Consider the following 17,132-nt stretch of genomic DNA (forward strand, 5'->3'; position numbering starts at 1 on the left):
AGCTTCCGGGCAGGCTGCGGGTAACAAAAGAGAGTACGACTATGTATCACCTTCGTGTACCGCAAACAGCAGAAGAGTTAGAGAGCTACTATCAGTTCCGCTGGGAAATGCTGCGTAAGCCGCTGCATCAGCCTAAGGGTTCGGAACGTGACGCCTGGGATGCGATGGCGCATCATCAGATGGTGGTGGATGAAGAGGGCAACCTGGTGGCTGTCGGCCGGCTATATATCAATGCAGAGAATGAAGCCTCCATTCGCTTTATGGCCGTTCATCCCTCGGTGCAGGATAAAGGGCTGGGTACGCTGATGGCGATGACCCTGGAGTCCGTCGCGCGTCAGGAAGGGGTTAAGCGGGTCACCTGTAGCGCTCGCGAAGATGCGGTGGAGTTTTTCGCCAAGCTCGGCTTTATCAATCAGGGGGAGATCACCACCCCGACCACCACGCCGATCCGTCATTTCCTGATGATTAAGCCGGTCGCATCGCTGGACGACATTCTCCACCGTGGCGACTGGTGCGCGCAGCTACAGCAGGCGTGGTATCAGCATATCCCGCTGAGTGAAAAAATGGGCGTGCGCATTCAGCAGTACACCGGGCAGAAATTTATTACCACCATGCCGGAAGCGGGAAATCAGAATCCGCACCACACGCTGTTTGCCGGCAGTTTGTTCTCGCTCGCCACCTTAACCGGATGGGGGCTTATCTGGCTGATGCTGCGCGAGCGGCACCTGGGGGGCACCATCATTCTGGCGGATGCGCATATCCGCTACAGTCAGCCCATTAGCGGCCGCCCCAGCGCCATCGCCGACCTCGGTTCGCTGAGCGGCGATCTCGACCGTCTGGCGCGTGGGCGTAAAGCCCGCGTGCAAATGCAGGTGGAGCTTTTTGGCGACGATAAACAGGGCGCCGTTTTCGAGGGGATCTACATCGTGCTGCCGGCGAAGCCCTTTGGCTCTTACGAAGAGGGCGGCAACGAGGAAGAGTAAGCCGCGGGCGGTTATCGTCCTGGCGATGCTAAGCGCCAGGCGATATCCCGCATGGCATCTCGCGCGGCGCGGCTGATCCCACCCAGCTGAAAGAAGCCGTGGATCACCCCCAGATAGCGCTGACAGGAACTCTCCACCCCTTGCGCCATCAGCCTTCGATGCAGCGCTTCGCCCTCGTCGCGTAAAGGATCGAACTCCGCCGTCAGAATATGCACCGGCGGCAGACCGTGAAAATCGTCGCGCCAGAGTGGACTGGCATCCGGATGGTTCGCTGGCGTCGAGGCGAGGTACATTTCATAGCCGCTCAACAACGTGTCCCGGGTAATCACATAGTCAGCGCCGTTGCTGACGTAGCTCGCCATGCTGGCGGTGGGGTCGAGCATGGGATAAATCAGAATCAGTTGCGCGGGTTGCCACGCCGCATTCGCTTTCAGGCGCAGGGCCGTTACCAGAGCGAGGTGCCCGCCGGCGCTGTCGCCAGCCAGTGTGATGCGTGAGGCGTCAACGCCAAGCTGCTCCGCGTGCCGGTGGATGATCATGACACCTTGTTCTGCGTCATCGTGCGCCGCCGGAAAGGTATGCTCCGGCGCCAGGCGGTACTGCACGGCGATCACCCGGCAACCGCTGAACCAGGCTAGCTGGCGGAGCTGATTGTCGTGGGTGGCAAAGCCGCCGCTGACAAAACAGCCGCCGTGATAATACACAATGGTGGGTAGTAAGCCGTTGCTTTTTGGCGGCGAGACGACGCGCAAGGTCATGCCATCGAGCGCGATGTCTTCAACCTGTACCCGCGTTTCCGTTTCCCCTGCGAGAACGGCGCTGGCGAGATAGCCGTTTCTCCGGTCATCAATACTCTGTTCTCGCGATGATGGCCGCCCCGCAGCAATAAATTCCTCAACCAGCGAAGCAATCCCTTTTTCCAACGTCATGGCAAGTCCCTTTTACTGGGTTAATATCCAGTGTTATAGCCTGGTTATTGCGAAAAAGATATACCGAATAAAGCCGCGATCGCATTGTGGAAAGCGGCTCGCAGAAGCGTATTTCTCAGCAAAGATCTGCTTTTTCTTCGTTTTTATCAGGTGTAATTTGCTCGTTATCCGGTGCGCCGTAAAACCTTGTCCTTCTGAACAGCACCCTAAAAGTTGAACAATATCTGGAGAAGCAGAAACGGGCTAAGGAGAGCATTTCCGGCGTGTTCACACCATATGAATGATAACGAGCGACCTGAGTCGCCCGTTACAGGAGCGCAGAACTTATTCCCCTTCGCCGGGGAACATGAACGGGTTAATTGAGCTTCTGGCGAAGCCTTCCTGCTCCATGCGGGCGTCGAGCACCAGGGATGCCAAATCGTCGGCGACGGCTTCGACTTTCGGATCCTTCTCCTGATACATAATCTTCAGGTAAGTTCCGCAGTCGCCACAGCTTTCGGCTTTCACCGCAGCCTGCTCGTTGTCCAGCGACCAGTAGTGCAGATCGCGGCTCTGTTCGCAGTTGCTACATTTGACGCGTACCACGTGCCACTCGGTTTCGCACAGATTGCAGTGCAGATAGCGCAGCCCCTGGGTGGTGCCGATCTGCACGATGCTGGAGACCGGCATCGAGCCGCACACCGGGCAGAACTGGCGCTGTTCGCCGTATTCAGCGCGCGCTTTCCCCGGAATCAGGCTGGCCATCTGCGCCCAGTAGAGCGACAGCGCGGCCCAGATGAACGGTGCTTTATCGCTGCTGACCGAGGCGAAGTCGGAAGCAAACAGCGCGCTGGCCATCTGCTCCAGCTCCTGCTCAGAGGCTTTTTCCAGATTCTCAATGACCGCCAGCGCTGGGCCGCTCATCTCCGGCTTCAGCTCGGCAATCAGCGAGTGCAGCAGCTTGTGCCAGTGTTTGTCGCGCGGCAGGACGTGGATATCCAGCGGCGGCTTGCCCTGTTCGCTGGCCGCTTTAATACGGGCGGTGAGATCCATCTGCAGCGGATGGTCGTACAGCACCACTTCCTGGGCATGGGCGATCAGCGCGGCAAAGCGCAGGTAATCGCCCAGCGGGTTATTGGCGGCCAGCTCGCGCAAACGTTCAGCGCGGCGGTTATACAGATTTTTCAGCCTGGGGAACAGTAGCGGCGGAATTGCTTCCGCCGTGCGTTTCTCGCTCGAACCCAGCTCGTCTTGCGGGATTATGCGAATACTCATTCAGATGACTTTTCCTGTTTCTGGCGGACCTCTCGGTACCAGCGCGGGTGATGTTTCTTCGCCCACGTACTGGTGACCCAGCCTTCCACCATCGCGGTAATGGTGCCTTTCACCCAGAGGGCGGCGTAGATATGCACCATGATAACCACAATTAACGCCACTGCGGCAAATGAATGCAGCATCAGCGCAAATCGGATCACCGGGATTGAGAAAGCCGGCGCAAAATACGGACGCCAGATGATCACACCGCTCACCAGCAGCAGTACCAGGAAGATAATCGCCGCCCAGAATACGCATTTCTGGCCGAAATTATAGCGTCCGGTATCGCCCACCTCCTCGTTGACGACGATCTTACGAATATTCTTCGCCCAAAAGATATCATCCCGATTGATTAGGTTGTGGTGCCAGTAACGGAAAAACATGATGATGAACGACGCGAACATCACCACCCCGACGAACGGGTGGAGAATTCGCGCCAGCTGCGGCGTGCCGAGGATATGCATCAGCCAGTTAAAGGACGGGAAGAAAAAGCCTAACCCGCTTACCGCCGCCAGGATGAAGCAGAAGGCGGTGACCCAGTGGTTGATGCGTTCCGGCGCCGTGTAGCGCACGATGGTGTCACGTCTTTTCATTTGCGCACCTCGTCTTTCTCTTCATGCAGGTTGTCCTCTTCCTCTTCCGCGCGGTTCGGACCGACGCCGACGTAGTGGAAGATACTGGCTGCGAAGGTCGCGGCGAAGCCGACGGCCGCCAGCGGTTTCCAGATGCCTTTCCAGAACTTGACGGTCTGGCTGATCTCCGGGTTTTCCGGCAGGCCGTGGTACAGATTCGGCTTATCGGCATGGTGCAGCACGTACATGACGTGGGTACCGCCGACGCCGGCCGGATCGTACAGGCCCGCATTGTCGTAACCGCGGGTTTTCAGTTCAGCTACGCGCTCGCCGGCCAGCGTTTTCATATCCTCTTTGGAGCCAAAGTGGATGGCGCCGGTCGGGCAGGTTTTCACGCAGGCCGGTTCCTGGCCGACGGTGACGCGGTCTACGCACAGGGTACATTTGTAGACGCGGTTGTCTTCCGGGTTCAGACGCGGTACATCGAACGGACAGCCGGCGATACAGTAACCGCAGCCGATGCACTGCTCGGACTGGAAATCGACGATGCCGTTGGCGTACTGAATGATCGCGCCTTCTGACGGGCAGGCCTTCAGGCAGCCCGGATCGGCGCAATGCATGCAGCCATCCTTGCGGATGAGCCATTCAAGCTTGTCGTTTTGCTCCACTTCCGAGAAGCGCATCACCGTCCATGACTTGGCGGTCAGGTCCGCCGGGTTGTCATACACCCCAACGTTGTGACCGACTTCATCACGAATATCGTTCCATTCGGAGCAGGCCACCTGACAGGCTTTGCAGCCGATACAGGTGGTGACGTCGATAAGCTTCGCCACCTCCTGCTGGTGGTCCCGCGCCTGAGGCGCGGGGGTGAAACCGTTAGTCGCGGAACGACGAATAATATCTTGCGATTGATAAGCCATAAGTCGTCTCCGTTACACCTTTTCCACGTTCACGAGGAAAGCTTTGAACTCCGGCGTCTGCGTATTCGCATCACCGACGAACGGCGTCAGGGTATTGGCAATAAAGCCTTTTTTCGCCACTCCCTCATAGCCCCAGTGAATAGGAATGCCGATGGTATCGATATCCTTACCGTCAACTTTTAGCGTGCGAATACGTTTGGTCACCACCGCCTTGGCCTTAATGTAGCCGCGGTTGGAGGAGACCTTGACGGTATCGCCATGGCTGATGCCGAGTTTATTCGCCAGTTTTTCACCGATCTCCACAAACTGCTCCGGCTGCGCGATGGCGTTAAGCAGCGCGTGCTTGGTCCAGTAGTGGAAGTGCTCAGTCAGGCGATAAGTGGTGCCGACGTACGGGAATTTCTCCGCTTTGCCCATCTGCTCGAGATCGCCTTTGAAGACGCGAGCGGCCGGGTTAGAGACCACGTTCGGGTGCAGCGGGTTAGTCCCGAGCGGCGTTTCAAACGGCTCGTAGTGTTCCGGGAACGGTCCTTCCGCCATCTTATCGATAGCGAACAGACGGCCCATCCCTTCCGGCTGCATGATAAACGGACCGACGTCGCTGCCAGGCGCAGCGGCGCTGTAGTCCGGAATATCCACGCCGCCCCATTTCGCGCCATCCCACTTCAGCAACTGACGCTTCGGATCCCACGGTTTACCCTGCGGGTCCGCGGAGGCGCGGTTATACAGGATGCGGCGGTTGAGCGGCCATGCCCATGCCCAGCCCAGCGTATTGCCGAGGCCTGACGGATCGGCGTTATCCCGGCGCGCCATCTGGTTACCTTCCGGCGTCCAGCTTCCGGCGAAGATCCAGCAGCCGCTGGAAGTCGTGCCGTCGTCGCGTAGCTGTGCGAAGGAGCTCAGCTGCTGGCCTTTCTTGACGATCACCGCGCCGGTTGCCGGGTCGGTAATATCCGCCAGCGCTTTACCGTTGCTCTCCATCGCCACTTCTTCTGACGCCGGCTCGTGTGGCGTGGAGTAGTTCCACGTCATGTTGAGAACTGGCTCTGGCGCCGGGCCACCCTCTTCGGCATACATCTTACGCAGGCGCGTAAAGATACCGGCGAGGATTTCACCATCGGTGACAGCGATCCCCGGGGCGTCCGCGCCTTTCCAGTGCCACTGCAGCCAGCGGCCGGAGTTGACGATAGACCCATTCTCTTCGGCGAAGCAGGTAGACGGCAGACGGAACACTTCGGTCTGGATTTTCGACGGGTCAACATCGTTCGACTCACCGTGGTTTTGCCAGAAGGTGGACGTTTCGGTATTGAGCGGGTCGATGGTAACGAGGAACTTCAGCTTCGACAGGGAAGCGACGACCTTGTTTTTGTTCGGGAACGAGGCGACCGGGTTAAAGCCCTGGCAAATATAGCCATTCACTTTGCCCTGATTCATCATCTCGAAGTACTGCAGAACGTCGTAGCTCTTATCCCATTTCGGCAGCCAGTCAAAGCCCCAGCTGTTTTCTGCTGTCGCTTTATCGCCGAAAAAGGCTTTCATCATGGAGACGAAGAACTTCGGATAGTTGCCCCAGTAGTTGACCTGGTCTTTCAGCAGCGGCTTCGGCGTGTTAGCCGTCAGGTAGGTCTGCAGGTCGGCCTGTTTTTCGTTCGGCAGCGACATGTAGCCTGGCAGGCTGGTGGAGAGCAGGCCGAGGTCGGTCAGACCCTGGATATTGGAGTGGCCGCGCAGGGCGTTGACGCCGCCGCCCGCCATCCCCATGTTGCCCAGCAGCAGCTGGATCATCGCCATGGTGCGGATGTTCTGCGCGCCGATGGAGTGCTGGGTCCAGCCGAGAGCGTACAGGAACGACGCGGTCTTATCCGGCGCGCTGGTTTCAGCAATGTATTCACAGACTTTGAGGAAGTCGGCCTTCGGCGTACCACAGATGTTTTCGACCACATCCGGGGTATAACGGGAAACGTGCTGCTTCAGCAGGTTCCAGACGCAGCGCGGATGCTGCAGCGTAGTATCGCGTTTGGCGAAGCCGTTTTCGTCCAGCTCATAGTTCCAGCTGGTTTTGTCGTACTGGCGTTTTTCTGCGTTATAGCCGCTGAACAGCCCGTCGTCGAAGCTGTAGTCCTCACGCACGATCAGGCTGGCGTTGGTGTAGGCTTCGGTGTATTCGCGGTTGAATTTTTCGTTATTCAGCAGATACAGGATCACGCCCGACAGGAAGGTAATGTCGGTACCGGAACGAATCGGGGTATAGAAATCAGCCACCGACGCTGTACGCGTGAAGCGCGGATCGATAACGATGAGTTTGGCACCGTTATGGATTTTGGCTTCCATCGCCCAGCGGAATCCCACCGGATGCGCTTCAGCGGCGTTACCGCCCATCACCACGATCAGGTTGGCGTTCTTAATATCCACCCAGTGGTTGGTCATCGCACCGCGACCAAATGTTGGAGCAAGACTTGCTACCGTTGGTCCGTGTCAGACACGCGCCTGGTTATCCACCGCCAGCATCCCGAGGGCGCGGGTGAATTTTTGCGTTAAATAGCCGGTTTCGTTACTGGAGGCGGAGGCGCACAGCATCCCGGTGGTCAACCAGCGGTTGACGGTGGTGCCAGCGTCGTTTTGCGCGATAAAGTTGGCGTCGCGGTCCTCTTTCATCAGCTTGGCGATGCGATCGAACGCTTCGTCCCAGCTGATTTGCTGCCATTTATCGGAGCCTGGCGCGCGATATTCCGGGAATTTCAGGCGGCTTTCAGAATGGATAAAGTCCACCAGACCAGCCCCTTTCGGACAGAGCGCACCACGGTTGACCGGATGATCCGGATCGCCTTCGATATGGAAAATGGATGCTTTGGCGTTTTTCGCGCCGTCGCCGAGGCTATACATCAACAGCCCACAGCCGACAGAACAGTATGTGCAGGTGTTACGGGTTTCGCGCGTGCGCAGCAATTTGTACTGCCGTGTCTCCGCGAGCGCAGTCGCCGGGGCAAAGCCCAGCGCTGCTGCCGTGGTTCCCGCCATACCGCCAGCGCAGATCTTAAAGAACTGCCTTCTGCTGACCTGCATGGTTCGCTCCTTGTTTCGACATTGTCACATGTAGTTATTTGCTTTGCGGTGAGAGCCGCAAAGGTTCAGAATTAGGGCATATTTCCCTCATTCCTGAAGGGATAAAAACAGAATACCACATTGTGTGTATGCCTGTTCCAATACGGTTAAAGCAAAGTGAACAAGAAGCCTCTCGAACAAATCGAAAATGTGACGAATGTCACAGGATATCGCCAGGTCTCCCTCTGGAAGCGCGAGGATCTGCAACATCCTCAGCCAGATGAGTTAGCGGAAGAGGTACCGGTCGCGCTGGTCTACAACGGTATCTCCCACGTGGTGATGATGGCCACGCCGAAAGACCTGGAGCAGTTCGCCGTCGGTTTCTCCTTATCCGAAGGGATTATTGAGCATCGGCGGGAGATTTTCGGCATGGACGTGGTGTCGGTATGCAACGGCCTTGAGGTGCAGATTGAACTCTCCAGCCGGCGTTTTATGGGGCTCAAAGCCCGGCGTCGCGCGCTGGCCGGGCGTACCGGCTGCGGGGTCTGCGGCGTCGAGCAGCTCAATGATATTGGTAAGCCGGTTCAACCGCTGCCGTTCACTCAGACGTTCGATATCGCCAATCTCGACCAGGCCCTGGCGCATCTTAACGACTTTCAACCGGTCGGCCGACTCACCGGCTGTACCCACGCGGCCGCCTGGGTCCGGTCGACGGGCGAACTGGCGGGCGGTTTTGAAGACGTCGGCCGGCATGTGGCGCTGGATAAACTGCTGGGCCGGCGGGCGGAAATCGGTGAGGGCTGGCAGCAGGGCGCCGCGCTGGTCTCCAGCCGCGCCAGCTATGAAATGGTGCAGAAAGCCGCGATGTGCGGGGTCGAGATCCTGTTCGCGGTATCAGCAGCCACCACCTTAGCGGTGGAGGTCGCCGAGCGCTGCAACCTGACGCTGGTGGGCTTTTGCAAGCCGGGCAGGGCGACGATCTACACCCACCCGCAGCGTTTGATCGCGGGTTAAAAGTTAATCAGTAAATTTGAATAATGACAGCAAATCCTTCCGCTTTTTGTTTGGTGATGTGCGGGCTACTATTTAACACATCAAGGCACAACGCCTTATCTAAACAACTAAATGAAAGGGTTTATATCATGAAAAACATCAAAACTTTTGTCGCAGTAATCGCTATGGCCGCCTCTTTTGCTTCCTTCGCCGCTGAAACCGTCACCGCTACCGCTGCAACGATGGACGGCGCGGAAGCGAAAATCGCCGCACAGGCCCAGGCAGCAGGCGCGTCGTCTTACAAAATTACCGAAGCGTTTACCGGCAACCGCGTGCATATGACTGCCGAACTGAACAAATAAGCGTAACGCTACTGTTGAAAGAGCGCCTCAGGGCGCTTTTTTTGTTTCCGTTTCGGCAAAAAACAGCCACTATTCCCCACCGCCGCGAAAAAAATGTGGCAGTACTCACGTTTCCGTTCTTTTCTTAACTCCCCATTATTACCGCCAATGAAACATCTTCACTGTTGAATATCTCGATATTTTAACGCTATGAAATATAAAGATATTAAAAAGGAAAAGCGATGAAGAACACGCTCTGCATGTGCGATCTTTGTCACAAAAATAAGCCCGCCGTTGCGACTGTCAACTATTCATGTACGTAATTTAATACGCATTATGTGATCTCCATTGCAAATACAAGTCTTGCAGTCAGGGAAAAATGTCGTCAGGCAAATGAGCGAGGAGGCGTCATGAAAATTGGCATCGTTATTAGCGGCGGGGATGTTTCGGGAATGAATAATTTTATATTCCAGATTGCCAGGCAGGCTGATGCCGACATCACGCTGTTTAATGGCGGTATTCCTGGCCTGCTGGAGAAAAATCATCAGGATATCGCGTGGCGCGATCTGGTTGATTTCTCCATTACCGCGGTGCCGATCATTACCTCCGGACGAACCAGTCGCAAACTACAGCGCAGCGAATATGAAATGATTGCTAAAAAACTGAAATCGCTGCGTATTGACGTGCTTATTATGGCCGGGGGGGACGGCAGCCTGCAGTTTCTCAATACCCTAAGTGAATTTGATATTAATTGCTTTGGCGTGGGAATGACTATCGATAATGACGTGTATGGCAGTGATTATACGATTGGTTTTTCCACGGCCTGCGAGCAGATTATTAAAGAAGTCTCCCGTTTAAGAAATACCGGAAGAGCGCTGCCGGGGCGGGTTTTTATGGTTGAGATATTAGGAGGTTATTGTGGAGAATTAACGTTACAGTCCGCCATTAAATGCAATGCGGATATTGCCCTGATCCCGGAGGCGCAGATGCCGCTGGCCATGCTTGCGGAGCGGATTACCCGGAAGCTGAGCACGCAGAACAGCGTCGTTATCCTCTGCTCAGAAGGCTACACCAAAGAATACTCTCCCGGCTTTCAGGGAGCGATTGATACCATGATCAAACAGCTGGAACCGCAAATCGGCGTCCGAATCCGTAAAACGATTGTCGGTTATGGCCTACGCAGCGGTGACCCGACCTGTGAAGAGATTTATCAGGGCACCATTATGGCCAGTGAAGTGGTTCGCTGTATTCAGTCAGGTATGAAAAATAAAGCCATAATAATTAATTCCAGTAACAAACCTATTCCGATTGATTTAGTCAGTATGAAAAAACGTCTGGTCGATACTGAAGGACATCATTATAAACTTGCCAAGCAACTCAATATTATTTGAGGAGACCCTCCATGCTGAAAATTTTATGCGTATGTGGCTGCGGCCTCGGTTCAAGCTTTGCCATTGAAATGACGGCGAAGGCAGTTTTAAAAAAGCTGGAAATTCCCGCTCATATTGAACACACCACCGTATCCGAAGCCGGAGCCTTTAAATCGGATATGATTTTGACGCAAAAAACCTTTGCCGACATCTTAACCGCCGATGCTACTGAAGAGGAAATTAAACGCGTCGTGGTGCTCAATAAGCTTACGGATAAAGAGGAAATTGAAACCAAGATCGTCGCATTCTTAAAAGAACGTCATCTGAAGGTGGCTGATTATGAATAGCTTCGTTGCGTTTATCGTTAAGGATTTACTTGGCCAGGCATCCATTCTTATTGCTTTTATTGCCATGCTTGGCCTGATCCTGCAAAAGAAATCGCCGGGCAAAACCGCGGAAGGGACGTTTAAAACGCTGCTTGGCTTCTTAATTATGATGGCGGGGATCAACATCATTGTCGCCACGCTAACCTTTCTGAACGATATCTTCACCCAGGGATTTGGCATGAAAGGCTATATTACCGATGTGGCCGCCATCGCCGGGTTAGCGAATCGGGAATTAGGTTCGGAAGTGGCGCTGACGCTGCTGGTGATCTTTGCCGTCAATATTATTATCGCCCGTCTGACGCCGCTTAAATATATTTTCCTGACCGGCCAGGCGCTGCTGTGGATGGCGACGATCGGCGCCGTGATTGGCTATAAGTCCGGGCTCACCGGCGTACCGCTGATTTTAACCGGGGGCATCTTCGGCGGCGTGATGGCGGTGTTAATGCCGGCCCTGGCGCAGCCGGTGGTCAGGCGCATTACCGGATCTGACGACGTGGCCCTGGGGCACTTCTGTACCATCGGTTATCTGGTGCAGGCCGCCGTCGCAAAGGTCGTCGGCAAAGGCTCCCGCTCCACGGAAGATCTCGAGCTGCCTGATAACTTTAAGTTTCTGCAGGATACCTATCTGGCCATGGCGGTGGTGATGGTGCCGATGTATCTCATCCCGGCTATCGCGGCGGGCCCCCAGTACATCGCGCAGTTCTCCGGCGGGATTAACTACCTGATGTATGCCTTTATGCAGTCCATTCAGTTTGTCGCCGGGGTCTTTGTCCTCTATAGCGGCGTGCGTTTATTGCTCAATGAGCTGGTGCCGGCCTTTCGCGGTATCGCGATGCGTATTGTCCCGGATGCGAAGCCGGCTCTTGATTGCCCGGTACTGTTTCCTTATGCGCCGAATGCGGTGATTGTCGGATTTCTGGCGACGACCGTCGGCTCGATTATCGGCATGCTGGTTTTCCCGATGTTCGGTCTGGCGATGATCCTCCCCGGGCTGTTAACCAACTTTTTCGCCGGCGGCACGGCAGGGGTTTTTGGCAACGCGCTGGGCGGACGCCGCGGGGCGATGATCGGCGGGGTTATTCACGGCCTGTTTATCACGTTTCTGCCGGCCATTCTGGTGCCCATGCTGGAGAGCTATGGCTTTACGGGCGTCACCTTCAGCGACTCTGACGTCATCAGCTCGGGTCTGGTATTAGGCCACGCCTTCCAGAATAACTGGCTCTTTGTCGCCTTATTTATTGTGTTTGTCGCCGCACTGGCATGGTTTGTCAACGGGAAATCCGCTAAGCCGAAAGGGGAAAATGTTCATGAGTCTGTATAATTTCAATGAGATTTTAAAAATTGCCCAAGCGAGAAATTTTAAAGCGATTGGCTCGTTTAACTTGCACTGTATTGAGATGCTGCCGGCGTTTTTCAAAGCCGCGCAAAACAGCAACAGCCCGTTAATGATCCAAATTTCAACCGGGACCGCGGAGTACCTCGGCTATCGTTTGCTGGTCGACGCCGTGCGTTCATTAGCGGACAGTGAAAATATTCCAGCCTGTCTGCATCTTGACCACTGCTCAGATATTAAGGCCATCGAGACGGCAATGAACGCGGGCTTTTCGTCGGTGATGTACGACGGCTCACATTTAAGCCTTGAGGAAAATATCGGTAATACGCGAATAGTGGTGGAGATGGCCCGCCCGCGCAATATTACGGTAGAAGGCGAACTGGGGGCGATCGGTGGGTCAGAGGATGGAAAAGCGGTGGCGGCGGAAGATATCTGTTTTACCACCGTCGAAGACGCGAAACGCTTTGTGGAGGAGACCCAGGTCGATATGCTGGCCGTCTCGGTGGGCACTGTGCATGGCCTCTACACCGGTAAAGCGCAGATACAGCACCAGCGGCTGAAACAGATTAGCGCGGCGACCGGCGTGCCGCTGGTGCTGCACGGCGGTACCGGCGTCAGCGATGAGGATATGCGGCTGGCCGTCACCGAAGGGATTAATAAAGTGAACGTCGGGACGGAAATGAACGTGCAGTGGGTTGACCGCTGTAAAACGACGTTTGAGAAAGGGAAAGTGAATGACAGCGTACGGAAATTCTTAATTCCCGCCAACCAGGCGGTCACTGAAGTCTTAATGGAAAAAATGGCGTTATTTAAATAACGTTTTCTCCGTCACTCTCTATTTCGTTGCCCTGTCTTCCGCCAGGGAGGGAACTTGCTATGTTTGAATCATTGAAAACGTTGTGGAAAAAAGAGCAAACCCCGCTGCAGGATTATGATCAACAGTCCCGTCAGTTGGCGGAGGAGATTGCCAGGCTGGAAGGCGAACTACAGCGCCAGCCTGGCAATAGCGAGGTGCAAAAAACATTGATGCTGACTTACAACCGGGCGCTATCCATATATGCCAAAAGCACCACCCACCGGCAGAATATTGATACGCTGTTTCTGCAGATTGATAATTTACGCAATATTATTCGCCGCAATATTTAGGAATACAGAATGACCATAAAAGAACTGCTTATTGAGGCCGATGCCATTCAGGTTGGCGTTGTGGAGTCCGACTGGCAGCGGGTAATAAAGCTGGCTGCCCGCCCGCTGGAGGCAAAAGGCTTTATTTCGACGGAATATAGCCAGGCGGTGATCGACAATACCCTGAACCATGGCGCCTATTACGTCTTCGATGAAGGTATTGCTATCCCCCATGCCCGACCCGAGTGCGGCGTCAGACGCAACTGCTTTAGCCTGGTGCTGCTGGAAAAGCCGATTCCTTTTGCGGACAGTGAAAAAGCCGACATTGTCATTATGTTTGGCGCCCGTGATAGCAATGCGCATATCGAGGAGGGGATCCGCTCCATCGTCGCGCTGCTGGATAACAATGACACGATGGCCAAACTGCGGATGGCCCGCAGCCGGGAGGAGGTTGTCGCGTTACTATGAACAGACATCTGACCCCAGTCTGCAAAACGGCTATTTTAATCAACGGCATTCCGGCCTCGGGGAAGAGTACCATCACCCGTTTGCTGGCGGAGACCTTCAGCCTGCCGGTATTGACGATCGACGGCATCAAAGAGCCGTTTATGGCGCGTCTGGCTCCGGTCGACCGGCCAATGAATCGCCAGCTGGGCTGTGCGGCGTATGAGGTGATCTGGTCGATTGTCGGCGCGTCGCCTGCCAGTATGGTCTGGTTGATCGACGCCTGGTTCGGCTTTCAGCCGCGGGAGACCTTGCAAAAATTGCTGCGGCAGGCGGGCGTGGAGCAGGTGATTGAGATCTGGAACCATATCTCCCCCGAGCTGGCGGTCGCGCGCTATGCCTCGCGGCTGGCGACGCGGCCGCCGGGCCACCCCGGCGAAGAGTATCTGCCGGAGCTGGCCCAGCTGGCCGGGCGCGCGCAGCCCATGTCTTTAGGGCCCCTTTTGACGATAGACCAGCAGCGCCCGCTGGAGATAACGGCGGTTATTCACTGGCTTGAAGGTACAATTAGCGGACAACGTACCGGTTTGGCGAATTACGCCTACCCGTCCTAGGACATACCCGCCAGCCGCAGCAGCGCCGTCACCACCGCCGCGGCGATAATCACGCCGATCAGCGGCACCTTGCGCCAGGCGAGAAACACAGCGACAGCCACGCCCAGAACGCGCGCTATGCCGGCGAAATGCGCGCCTTCATAGAAAGTGGTGGCCAGGGCGACGGAAAAAAGCAGCACCGTCGCCGCATCGGAAAGCAGCGCCTGCGAGCGCTCGGAAAATGCCAGCCGATTACCAAGCTTCGCGCCGCCAAGACGCATCAGATAGGTTCCCAGCGACAGGATGGCGATACCGGCGATAAACAGCGTCATATTGCCCATTATTTTTTCCTCGACAGTAAACCAAACAACGAGAGCAGCACCGGCAGCCCGGTAGGCGCAAACGGCACGGCAGCAAGCGCCAGCGCGGCGCCGCTGACGGCGCGGATCAGCGTGGTACGGTTTTTAAAGGCCGGGATCACCAGCGCCAGCAGGATTGCCGGGAAGACCGCGTCAAGCCCGATGGTTTCCGGCGCCGGCAGCAGTTTGCCGACGGCGGCGCCGGTGAGCGTACCCAAAGGCCAGATCAGCGCTACGCCGGCGCCGCACAGCCAGTAGGCCGCTTTGCGCTGCGCGGGGGTGGGCTGCGACAAGCCAAAGACCACGCTCTCGTCGTTCATAATGTGGCACCCGATAAAGCTTAAGGCGCGCCGACCAACCAGTTCGCGCACGGTCACCCCGAAAGGGATATGGCGCGCGTTGACTAACAGGCCGGCGGCGGCGGCGGCCAGCGGGCTACCGCCGCTGGCGACAATACCGATAAACATAAATTCAGAGGCGCCCGCCAGCACGGACACCGAAAGTACGAGCGGCACCCATAAGGGGAAGCCGTAAGCCACCGCCAGCGACCCATAGGACATGCCTACCACCCCGACGGCGAGGCAAACTAAAACAATCGCTTTTATCGTGTCTCCGCTGAGACTGGAGAGAGTTTGTTTCATATCCCTTAGCCATATCGAACGAATTTCCATTATAATGAACACATAATGATCGTTTTTCAAGGCGAACAAATCGTTCGATATAAAAAACAAGGGGCGGGTATGACACAGCCAATCAGCGTTATCGCCAAAAGTCTGGTGCGGGAGCGGGCGCGGACCGGGCTTTCGCTGGCGGAAGTCGCGCGTCGGGCGGGTATCGCAAAATCCACGCTATCGCAACTGGAGTCCGGCAACGGTAATCCGAGTCTGGAAACGCTGTGGTCGCTCTGCGTAGCGCTGGATATTCCATTTGCCAGGCTGCTTGAGCCGCAGGTGAACAAAACGCAGGTGATCCGCCGCGGCGAGGGGACAAAAGTGGTGGCGGAGCAGGCGAACTATCAGGCTATTTTGCTGGCCGCCTGTCCACCCGGCGCGCGTCGGGACATCTATTTGCTGCTCACCCAGCCCGGCGCCGACCGCATTTCGCATCCGCATCCGCCAGGCTCGGTGGAACATATTATCGTGACCCAGGGGCGGGCGCGGGTAGGGCTGACGTCGGCGCCGGAAGAGCTCGGCGAGGGCGACTATATCTGCTATCCGGCGGATCAGGAGCATGTGTTTCAGGCCCTGGAGCCGGATACGCAGGCCCTGCTGATCGCTGAGCAAAACTGACATCGCACCGGCGGGCGTCGCGCTCTCGCTGGACGCCATAGCCGTATTGCGGGACACTAGCCGCATTCTTCCGCGAAGACAGGCATACCTATGTCGCTGAAAGCCATTGCTAAAGAACTTGGGATCTCGGTAACGACCGTCAGCCGCGCGTTAAACGGCTATGATGATGTGTCGCAGGAGACCCGTGCTCGCGTGGAGGCTGAAGCGCAGCGTCGCGGATATCGGCCAAACACGTTCGCGCGTCGCCTGAAAATGGGCAAAATCGACGCCGTTGGCCTCGTTTTCCCCGTGCGCCCCGCGCCGCTGAATAACAACGTCTTTCTCGAAATGGTGGGAGAAATCAGCCACGAGCTGGCGCGCTATGAGATTGATTTACTGCTGATCGCCGATGATGAACAGGCCGATAAACACGGCTATATGCGCATGGTGCAGAGCCGTCGCGTCGATGCGTTGATCGTCGCGCATACCCTGGATGACGACCCGCGCCTGATTCAGCTGCTCTCTTCCGGCTTTCCTTTTCTCGCGCTGGGCCGTAGCCGCCTGCCGCAGCCCTACGCCTGGTTTGATTTCGATAACCAGGCGGGCACGTATCGCGCCACCCGTCATCTGATTAGCCAGGGGCACCGGCGCATCGCGCTGCTGAGCGAAAATAATAATCAGGCGTTTATTACCCAACGCCGCAACGGTTACCTGGAAGCGCTGCGCGAAGCGGGCCTGGCGGAAACCTGGCTGCGCAGCGTGCCGCCCACCCGCCGCGGCGGGTTTCAGACAACGATGGAGCTGCTGCGCTTGCCTGAACCGCCAACGGCGATTGTCACCGACTGCAATACCCATGGCGACGGCGCGGCGATGGCCCTGGCTCAGCTCGGACGTCTTACCGGCGCCGATCGCGTCTCACTGGTGGTCTACGACGGTTTGCCGCAGGATAGCATCATCGACACCCCGGTGGGCGCGGTGGTTCAATCCACCCGACAGGGGGTGGGCCGCCAGATAGCCACGATGGTCCGCCGCTTAATTGCCGGCGAAGATCTGACCTCGCTTCAGGTGCTCTGGCAGCCCGAATTCATTCCCGGCGAAACCGCCTGATACTTCTCTCCACAGATTAATTTCCTGAACTCGATCACGGATCCGAAACGTTTTGGTTGGCGTCCGAAACGTTT

19 protein-coding genes are annotated in these 17,132 nt (G+C 56.4%); 12 read left to right on the forward strand and 7 right to left on the reverse strand.

What is annotated here, in order from left to right; all coding sequences use genetic code 11:
• Nucleotides 1-41 precede the first annotated feature (41 nt).
• Nucleotides 42-983: a fatty acid biosynthesis protein FabY gene (gene fabY, locus ACQUTI_RS22880; RefSeq protein WP_025999202.1), complete on the forward strand. Its 942-nt coding sequence runs from the start codon at nt 42-44 to the stop codon at nt 981-983.
• Between the two features lie 11 nt (nt 984-994).
• On the opposite strand, the gene ACQUTI_RS22885 is transcribed toward fabY, so the two are convergent.
• From ACQUTI_RS22885 to fdnG, 5 genes are all read right to left on the reverse strand, one after another.
• Nucleotides 995-1,912, reverse strand: a complete 918-nt coding sequence (locus ACQUTI_RS22885; protein WP_004203629.1) for an alpha/beta hydrolase — start codon at nt 1,910-1,912, stop codon at nt 995-997.
• 324 nt (nt 1,913-2,236) lie between these two features.
• Nucleotides 2,237-3,166 (reverse strand): formate dehydrogenase accessory protein FdhE, encoded by a 930-nt coding sequence (gene fdhE / locus ACQUTI_RS22890; RefSeq protein ID WP_004203631.1) that lies wholly within the window; start codon nt 3,164-3,166, stop codon nt 2,237-2,239.
• Nucleotides 3,163-3,798, reverse strand: a complete 636-nt coding sequence (fdoI, locus tag ACQUTI_RS22895) for a formate dehydrogenase cytochrome b556 subunit (protein WP_004203632.1) — start codon at nt 3,796-3,798, stop codon at nt 3,163-3,165. Before fdoI ends, fdhE begins: the two co-directional genes overlap by 4 nt.
• A complete protein-coding gene (gene fdxH, locus ACQUTI_RS22900; protein WP_002882822.1) occupies nt 3,795-4,697 on the reverse strand; it encodes a formate dehydrogenase subunit beta in 903 nt (300 codons plus the stop codon). The genes fdoI and fdxH overlap by 4 nt, the downstream gene beginning before the upstream one ends.
• A 12-nt stretch (nt 4,698-4,709) precedes the next feature.
• On the reverse strand, nt 4,710-7,760 hold the full coding sequence (fdnG, locus tag ACQUTI_RS22905; RefSeq protein WP_085956538.1) for a formate dehydrogenase-N subunit alpha: 3,051 nt from the start codon (nt 7,758-7,760) through the stop codon (nt 4,710-4,712).
• Nucleotides 7,761-7,916: 156 nt separating this feature from the next.
• On the opposite strand from fdnG, the gene fdhD reads away from it, so the two are divergent.
• From fdhD to ACQUTI_RS22950, 9 genes are all read left to right on the forward strand, one after another.
• Nucleotides 7,917-8,753, forward strand: coding sequence for a formate dehydrogenase accessory sulfurtransferase FdhD (gene fdhD / locus ACQUTI_RS22910; RefSeq protein WP_017899836.1), 837 nt, complete (start codon nt 7,917-7,919; stop codon nt 8,751-8,753).
• A 128-nt stretch (nt 8,754-8,881) separates the two neighbouring features.
• Nucleotides 8,882-9,094 (forward strand): YdgH/BhsA/McbA-like domain containing protein, encoded by a 213-nt coding sequence (locus ACQUTI_RS22915; protein WP_119621022.1) that lies wholly within the window; start codon nt 8,882-8,884, stop codon nt 9,092-9,094.
• A gap of 389 nt (nt 9,095-9,483) precedes the next feature.
• The gene (locus tag ACQUTI_RS22920; RefSeq protein WP_004203638.1) at nt 9,484-10,464 is read left to right on the forward strand and encodes a 6-phosphofructokinase; all 981 of its coding nucleotides are present in this window, start codon (nt 9,484-9,486) and stop codon (nt 10,462-10,464) included.
• A gap of 11 nt (nt 10,465-10,475) precedes the next feature.
• Nucleotides 10,476-10,790, forward strand: coding sequence for a PTS sugar transporter subunit IIB (locus ACQUTI_RS22925; RefSeq protein WP_004203640.1), 315 nt, complete (start codon nt 10,476-10,478; stop codon nt 10,788-10,790).
• On the forward strand, nt 10,783-12,150 hold the full coding sequence (locus ACQUTI_RS22930) for a PTS sugar transporter subunit IIC (RefSeq protein WP_004203642.1): 1,368 nt from the start codon (nt 10,783-10,785) through the stop codon (nt 12,148-12,150). The genes ACQUTI_RS22925 and ACQUTI_RS22930 overlap by 8 nt, the downstream gene beginning before the upstream one ends.
• Nucleotides 12,137-12,979 (forward strand): class II fructose-bisphosphate aldolase, encoded by an 843-nt coding sequence (locus ACQUTI_RS22935; protein ID WP_049115286.1) that lies wholly within the window; start codon nt 12,137-12,139, stop codon nt 12,977-12,979. The genes ACQUTI_RS22930 and ACQUTI_RS22935 overlap by 14 nt, the downstream gene beginning before the upstream one ends.
• A 59-nt stretch (nt 12,980-13,038) precedes the next feature.
• Nucleotides 13,039-13,308, forward strand: coding sequence for a hypothetical protein (locus tag ACQUTI_RS22940; RefSeq protein ID WP_064183871.1), 270 nt, complete (start codon nt 13,039-13,041; stop codon nt 13,306-13,308).
• Between the two features lie 9 nt (nt 13,309-13,317).
• Entirely contained in the window at nt 13,318-13,755 is a 438-nt protein-coding gene (locus ACQUTI_RS22945) for a PTS sugar transporter subunit IIA (protein WP_004203645.1), read from the forward strand.
• On the forward strand, nt 13,752-14,345 hold the full coding sequence (locus ACQUTI_RS22950) for an AAA family ATPase (RefSeq protein ID WP_004203646.1): 594 nt from the start codon (nt 13,752-13,754) through the stop codon (nt 14,343-14,345). The genes ACQUTI_RS22945 and ACQUTI_RS22950 overlap by 4 nt, the downstream gene beginning before the upstream one ends.
• Here ACQUTI_RS22950 and ACQUTI_RS22955 read toward each other — a convergent pair.
• The gene (locus ACQUTI_RS22955) at nt 14,342-14,665 is read right to left on the reverse strand and encodes an AzlD domain-containing protein (protein ID WP_043521891.1); all 324 of its coding nucleotides are present in this window, start codon (nt 14,663-14,665) and stop codon (nt 14,342-14,344) included. The two genes, ACQUTI_RS22950 and ACQUTI_RS22955, sit on opposite strands and share 4 nt — an antisense overlap.
• On the reverse strand, nt 14,665-15,324 hold the full coding sequence (locus ACQUTI_RS22960) for an AzlC family ABC transporter permease (RefSeq protein ID WP_032431168.1): 660 nt from the start codon (nt 15,322-15,324) through the stop codon (nt 14,665-14,667). The genes ACQUTI_RS22955 and ACQUTI_RS22960 overlap by 1 nt, the downstream gene beginning before the upstream one ends.
• 99 nt (nt 15,325-15,423) lie before the next feature.
• On the opposite strand from ACQUTI_RS22960, the gene ACQUTI_RS22965 reads away from it, so the two are divergent.
• Both ACQUTI_RS22965 and ACQUTI_RS22970 read left to right on the forward strand, forming a co-directional pair.
• Nucleotides 15,424-15,972 (forward strand): helix-turn-helix domain-containing protein, encoded by a 549-nt coding sequence (locus ACQUTI_RS22965; protein ID WP_002882865.1) that lies wholly within the window; start codon nt 15,424-15,426, stop codon nt 15,970-15,972.
• 90 nt (nt 15,973-16,062) lie between these two features.
• Entirely contained in the window at nt 16,063-17,058 is a 996-nt protein-coding gene (locus ACQUTI_RS22970) for a substrate-binding domain-containing protein (protein WP_032455457.1), read from the forward strand.
• Nucleotides 17,059-17,132 lie beyond the last annotated feature (74 nt).

Source organism: Klebsiella sp. 7-CIP_Kleb. (assembly GCF_050378655.1).
Classification (GTDB): Bacteria; Pseudomonadota; Gammaproteobacteria; order Enterobacterales; family Enterobacteriaceae; genus Klebsiella; species Klebsiella quasipneumoniae.

What these genes read in the sequence shown, in the direction of transcription:
- ACQUTI_RS22960 (WP_032431168.1), bottom strand. Translation starts at nt 15,324, where the DNA reads ATGAAACAAACTCTCTCCAGTCTCAGCGGAGACACGATAAAAGCGATT.
- ACQUTI_RS22965 (WP_002882865.1), top strand. Translation starts at nt 15,424, where the DNA reads ATGACACAGCCAATCAGCGTTATCGCCAAAAGTCTGGTGCGGGAGCGG.
- ACQUTI_RS22950 (WP_004203646.1), top strand. Translation starts at nt 13,752, where the DNA reads ATGAACAGACATCTGACCCCAGTCTGCAAAACGGCTATTTTAATCAAC.
- ACQUTI_RS22935 (WP_049115286.1), top strand. Translation starts at nt 12,137, where the DNA reads ATGAGTCTGTATAATTTCAATGAGATTTTAAAAATTGCCCAAGCGAGA.
- ACQUTI_RS22885 (WP_004203629.1), bottom strand. Translation starts at nt 1,912, where the DNA reads ATGACGTTGGAAAAAGGGATTGCTTCGCTGGTTGAGGAATTTATTGCT.
- fdhE (WP_004203631.1), bottom strand. Translation starts at nt 3,166, where the DNA reads ATGAGTATTCGCATAATCCCGCAAGACGAGCTGGGTTCGAGCGAGAAA.
- ACQUTI_RS22955 (WP_043521891.1), bottom strand. Translation starts at nt 14,665, where the DNA reads ATGGGCAATATGACGCTGTTTATCGCCGGTATCGCCATCCTGTCGCTG.
- ACQUTI_RS22930 (WP_004203642.1), top strand. Translation starts at nt 10,783, where the DNA reads ATGAATAGCTTCGTTGCGTTTATCGTTAAGGATTTACTTGGCCAGGCA.
- ACQUTI_RS22945 (WP_004203645.1), top strand. Translation starts at nt 13,318, where the DNA reads ATGACCATAAAAGAACTGCTTATTGAGGCCGATGCCATTCAGGTTGGC.
- ACQUTI_RS22925 (WP_004203640.1), top strand. Translation starts at nt 10,476, where the DNA reads ATGCTGAAAATTTTATGCGTATGTGGCTGCGGCCTCGGTTCAAGCTTT.
- fdxH (WP_002882822.1), bottom strand. Translation starts at nt 4,697, where the DNA reads ATGGCTTATCAATCGCAAGATATTATTCGTCGTTCCGCGACTAACGGT.
- ACQUTI_RS22970 (WP_032455457.1), top strand. Translation starts at nt 16,063, where the DNA reads ATGTCGCTGAAAGCCATTGCTAAAGAACTTGGGATCTCGGTAACGACC.
- ACQUTI_RS22915 (WP_119621022.1), top strand. Translation starts at nt 8,882, where the DNA reads ATGAAAAACATCAAAACTTTTGTCGCAGTAATCGCTATGGCCGCCTCT.
- fabY (WP_025999202.1), top strand. Translation starts at nt 42, where the DNA reads ATGTATCACCTTCGTGTACCGCAAACAGCAGAAGAGTTAGAGAGCTAC.
- fdoI (WP_004203632.1), bottom strand. Translation starts at nt 3,798, where the DNA reads ATGAAAAGACGTGACACCATCGTGCGCTACACGGCGCCGGAACGCATC.
- ACQUTI_RS22920 (WP_004203638.1), top strand. Translation starts at nt 9,484, where the DNA reads ATGAAAATTGGCATCGTTATTAGCGGCGGGGATGTTTCGGGAATGAAT.
- ACQUTI_RS22940 (WP_064183871.1), top strand. Translation starts at nt 13,039, where the DNA reads ATGTTTGAATCATTGAAAACGTTGTGGAAAAAAGAGCAAACCCCGCTG.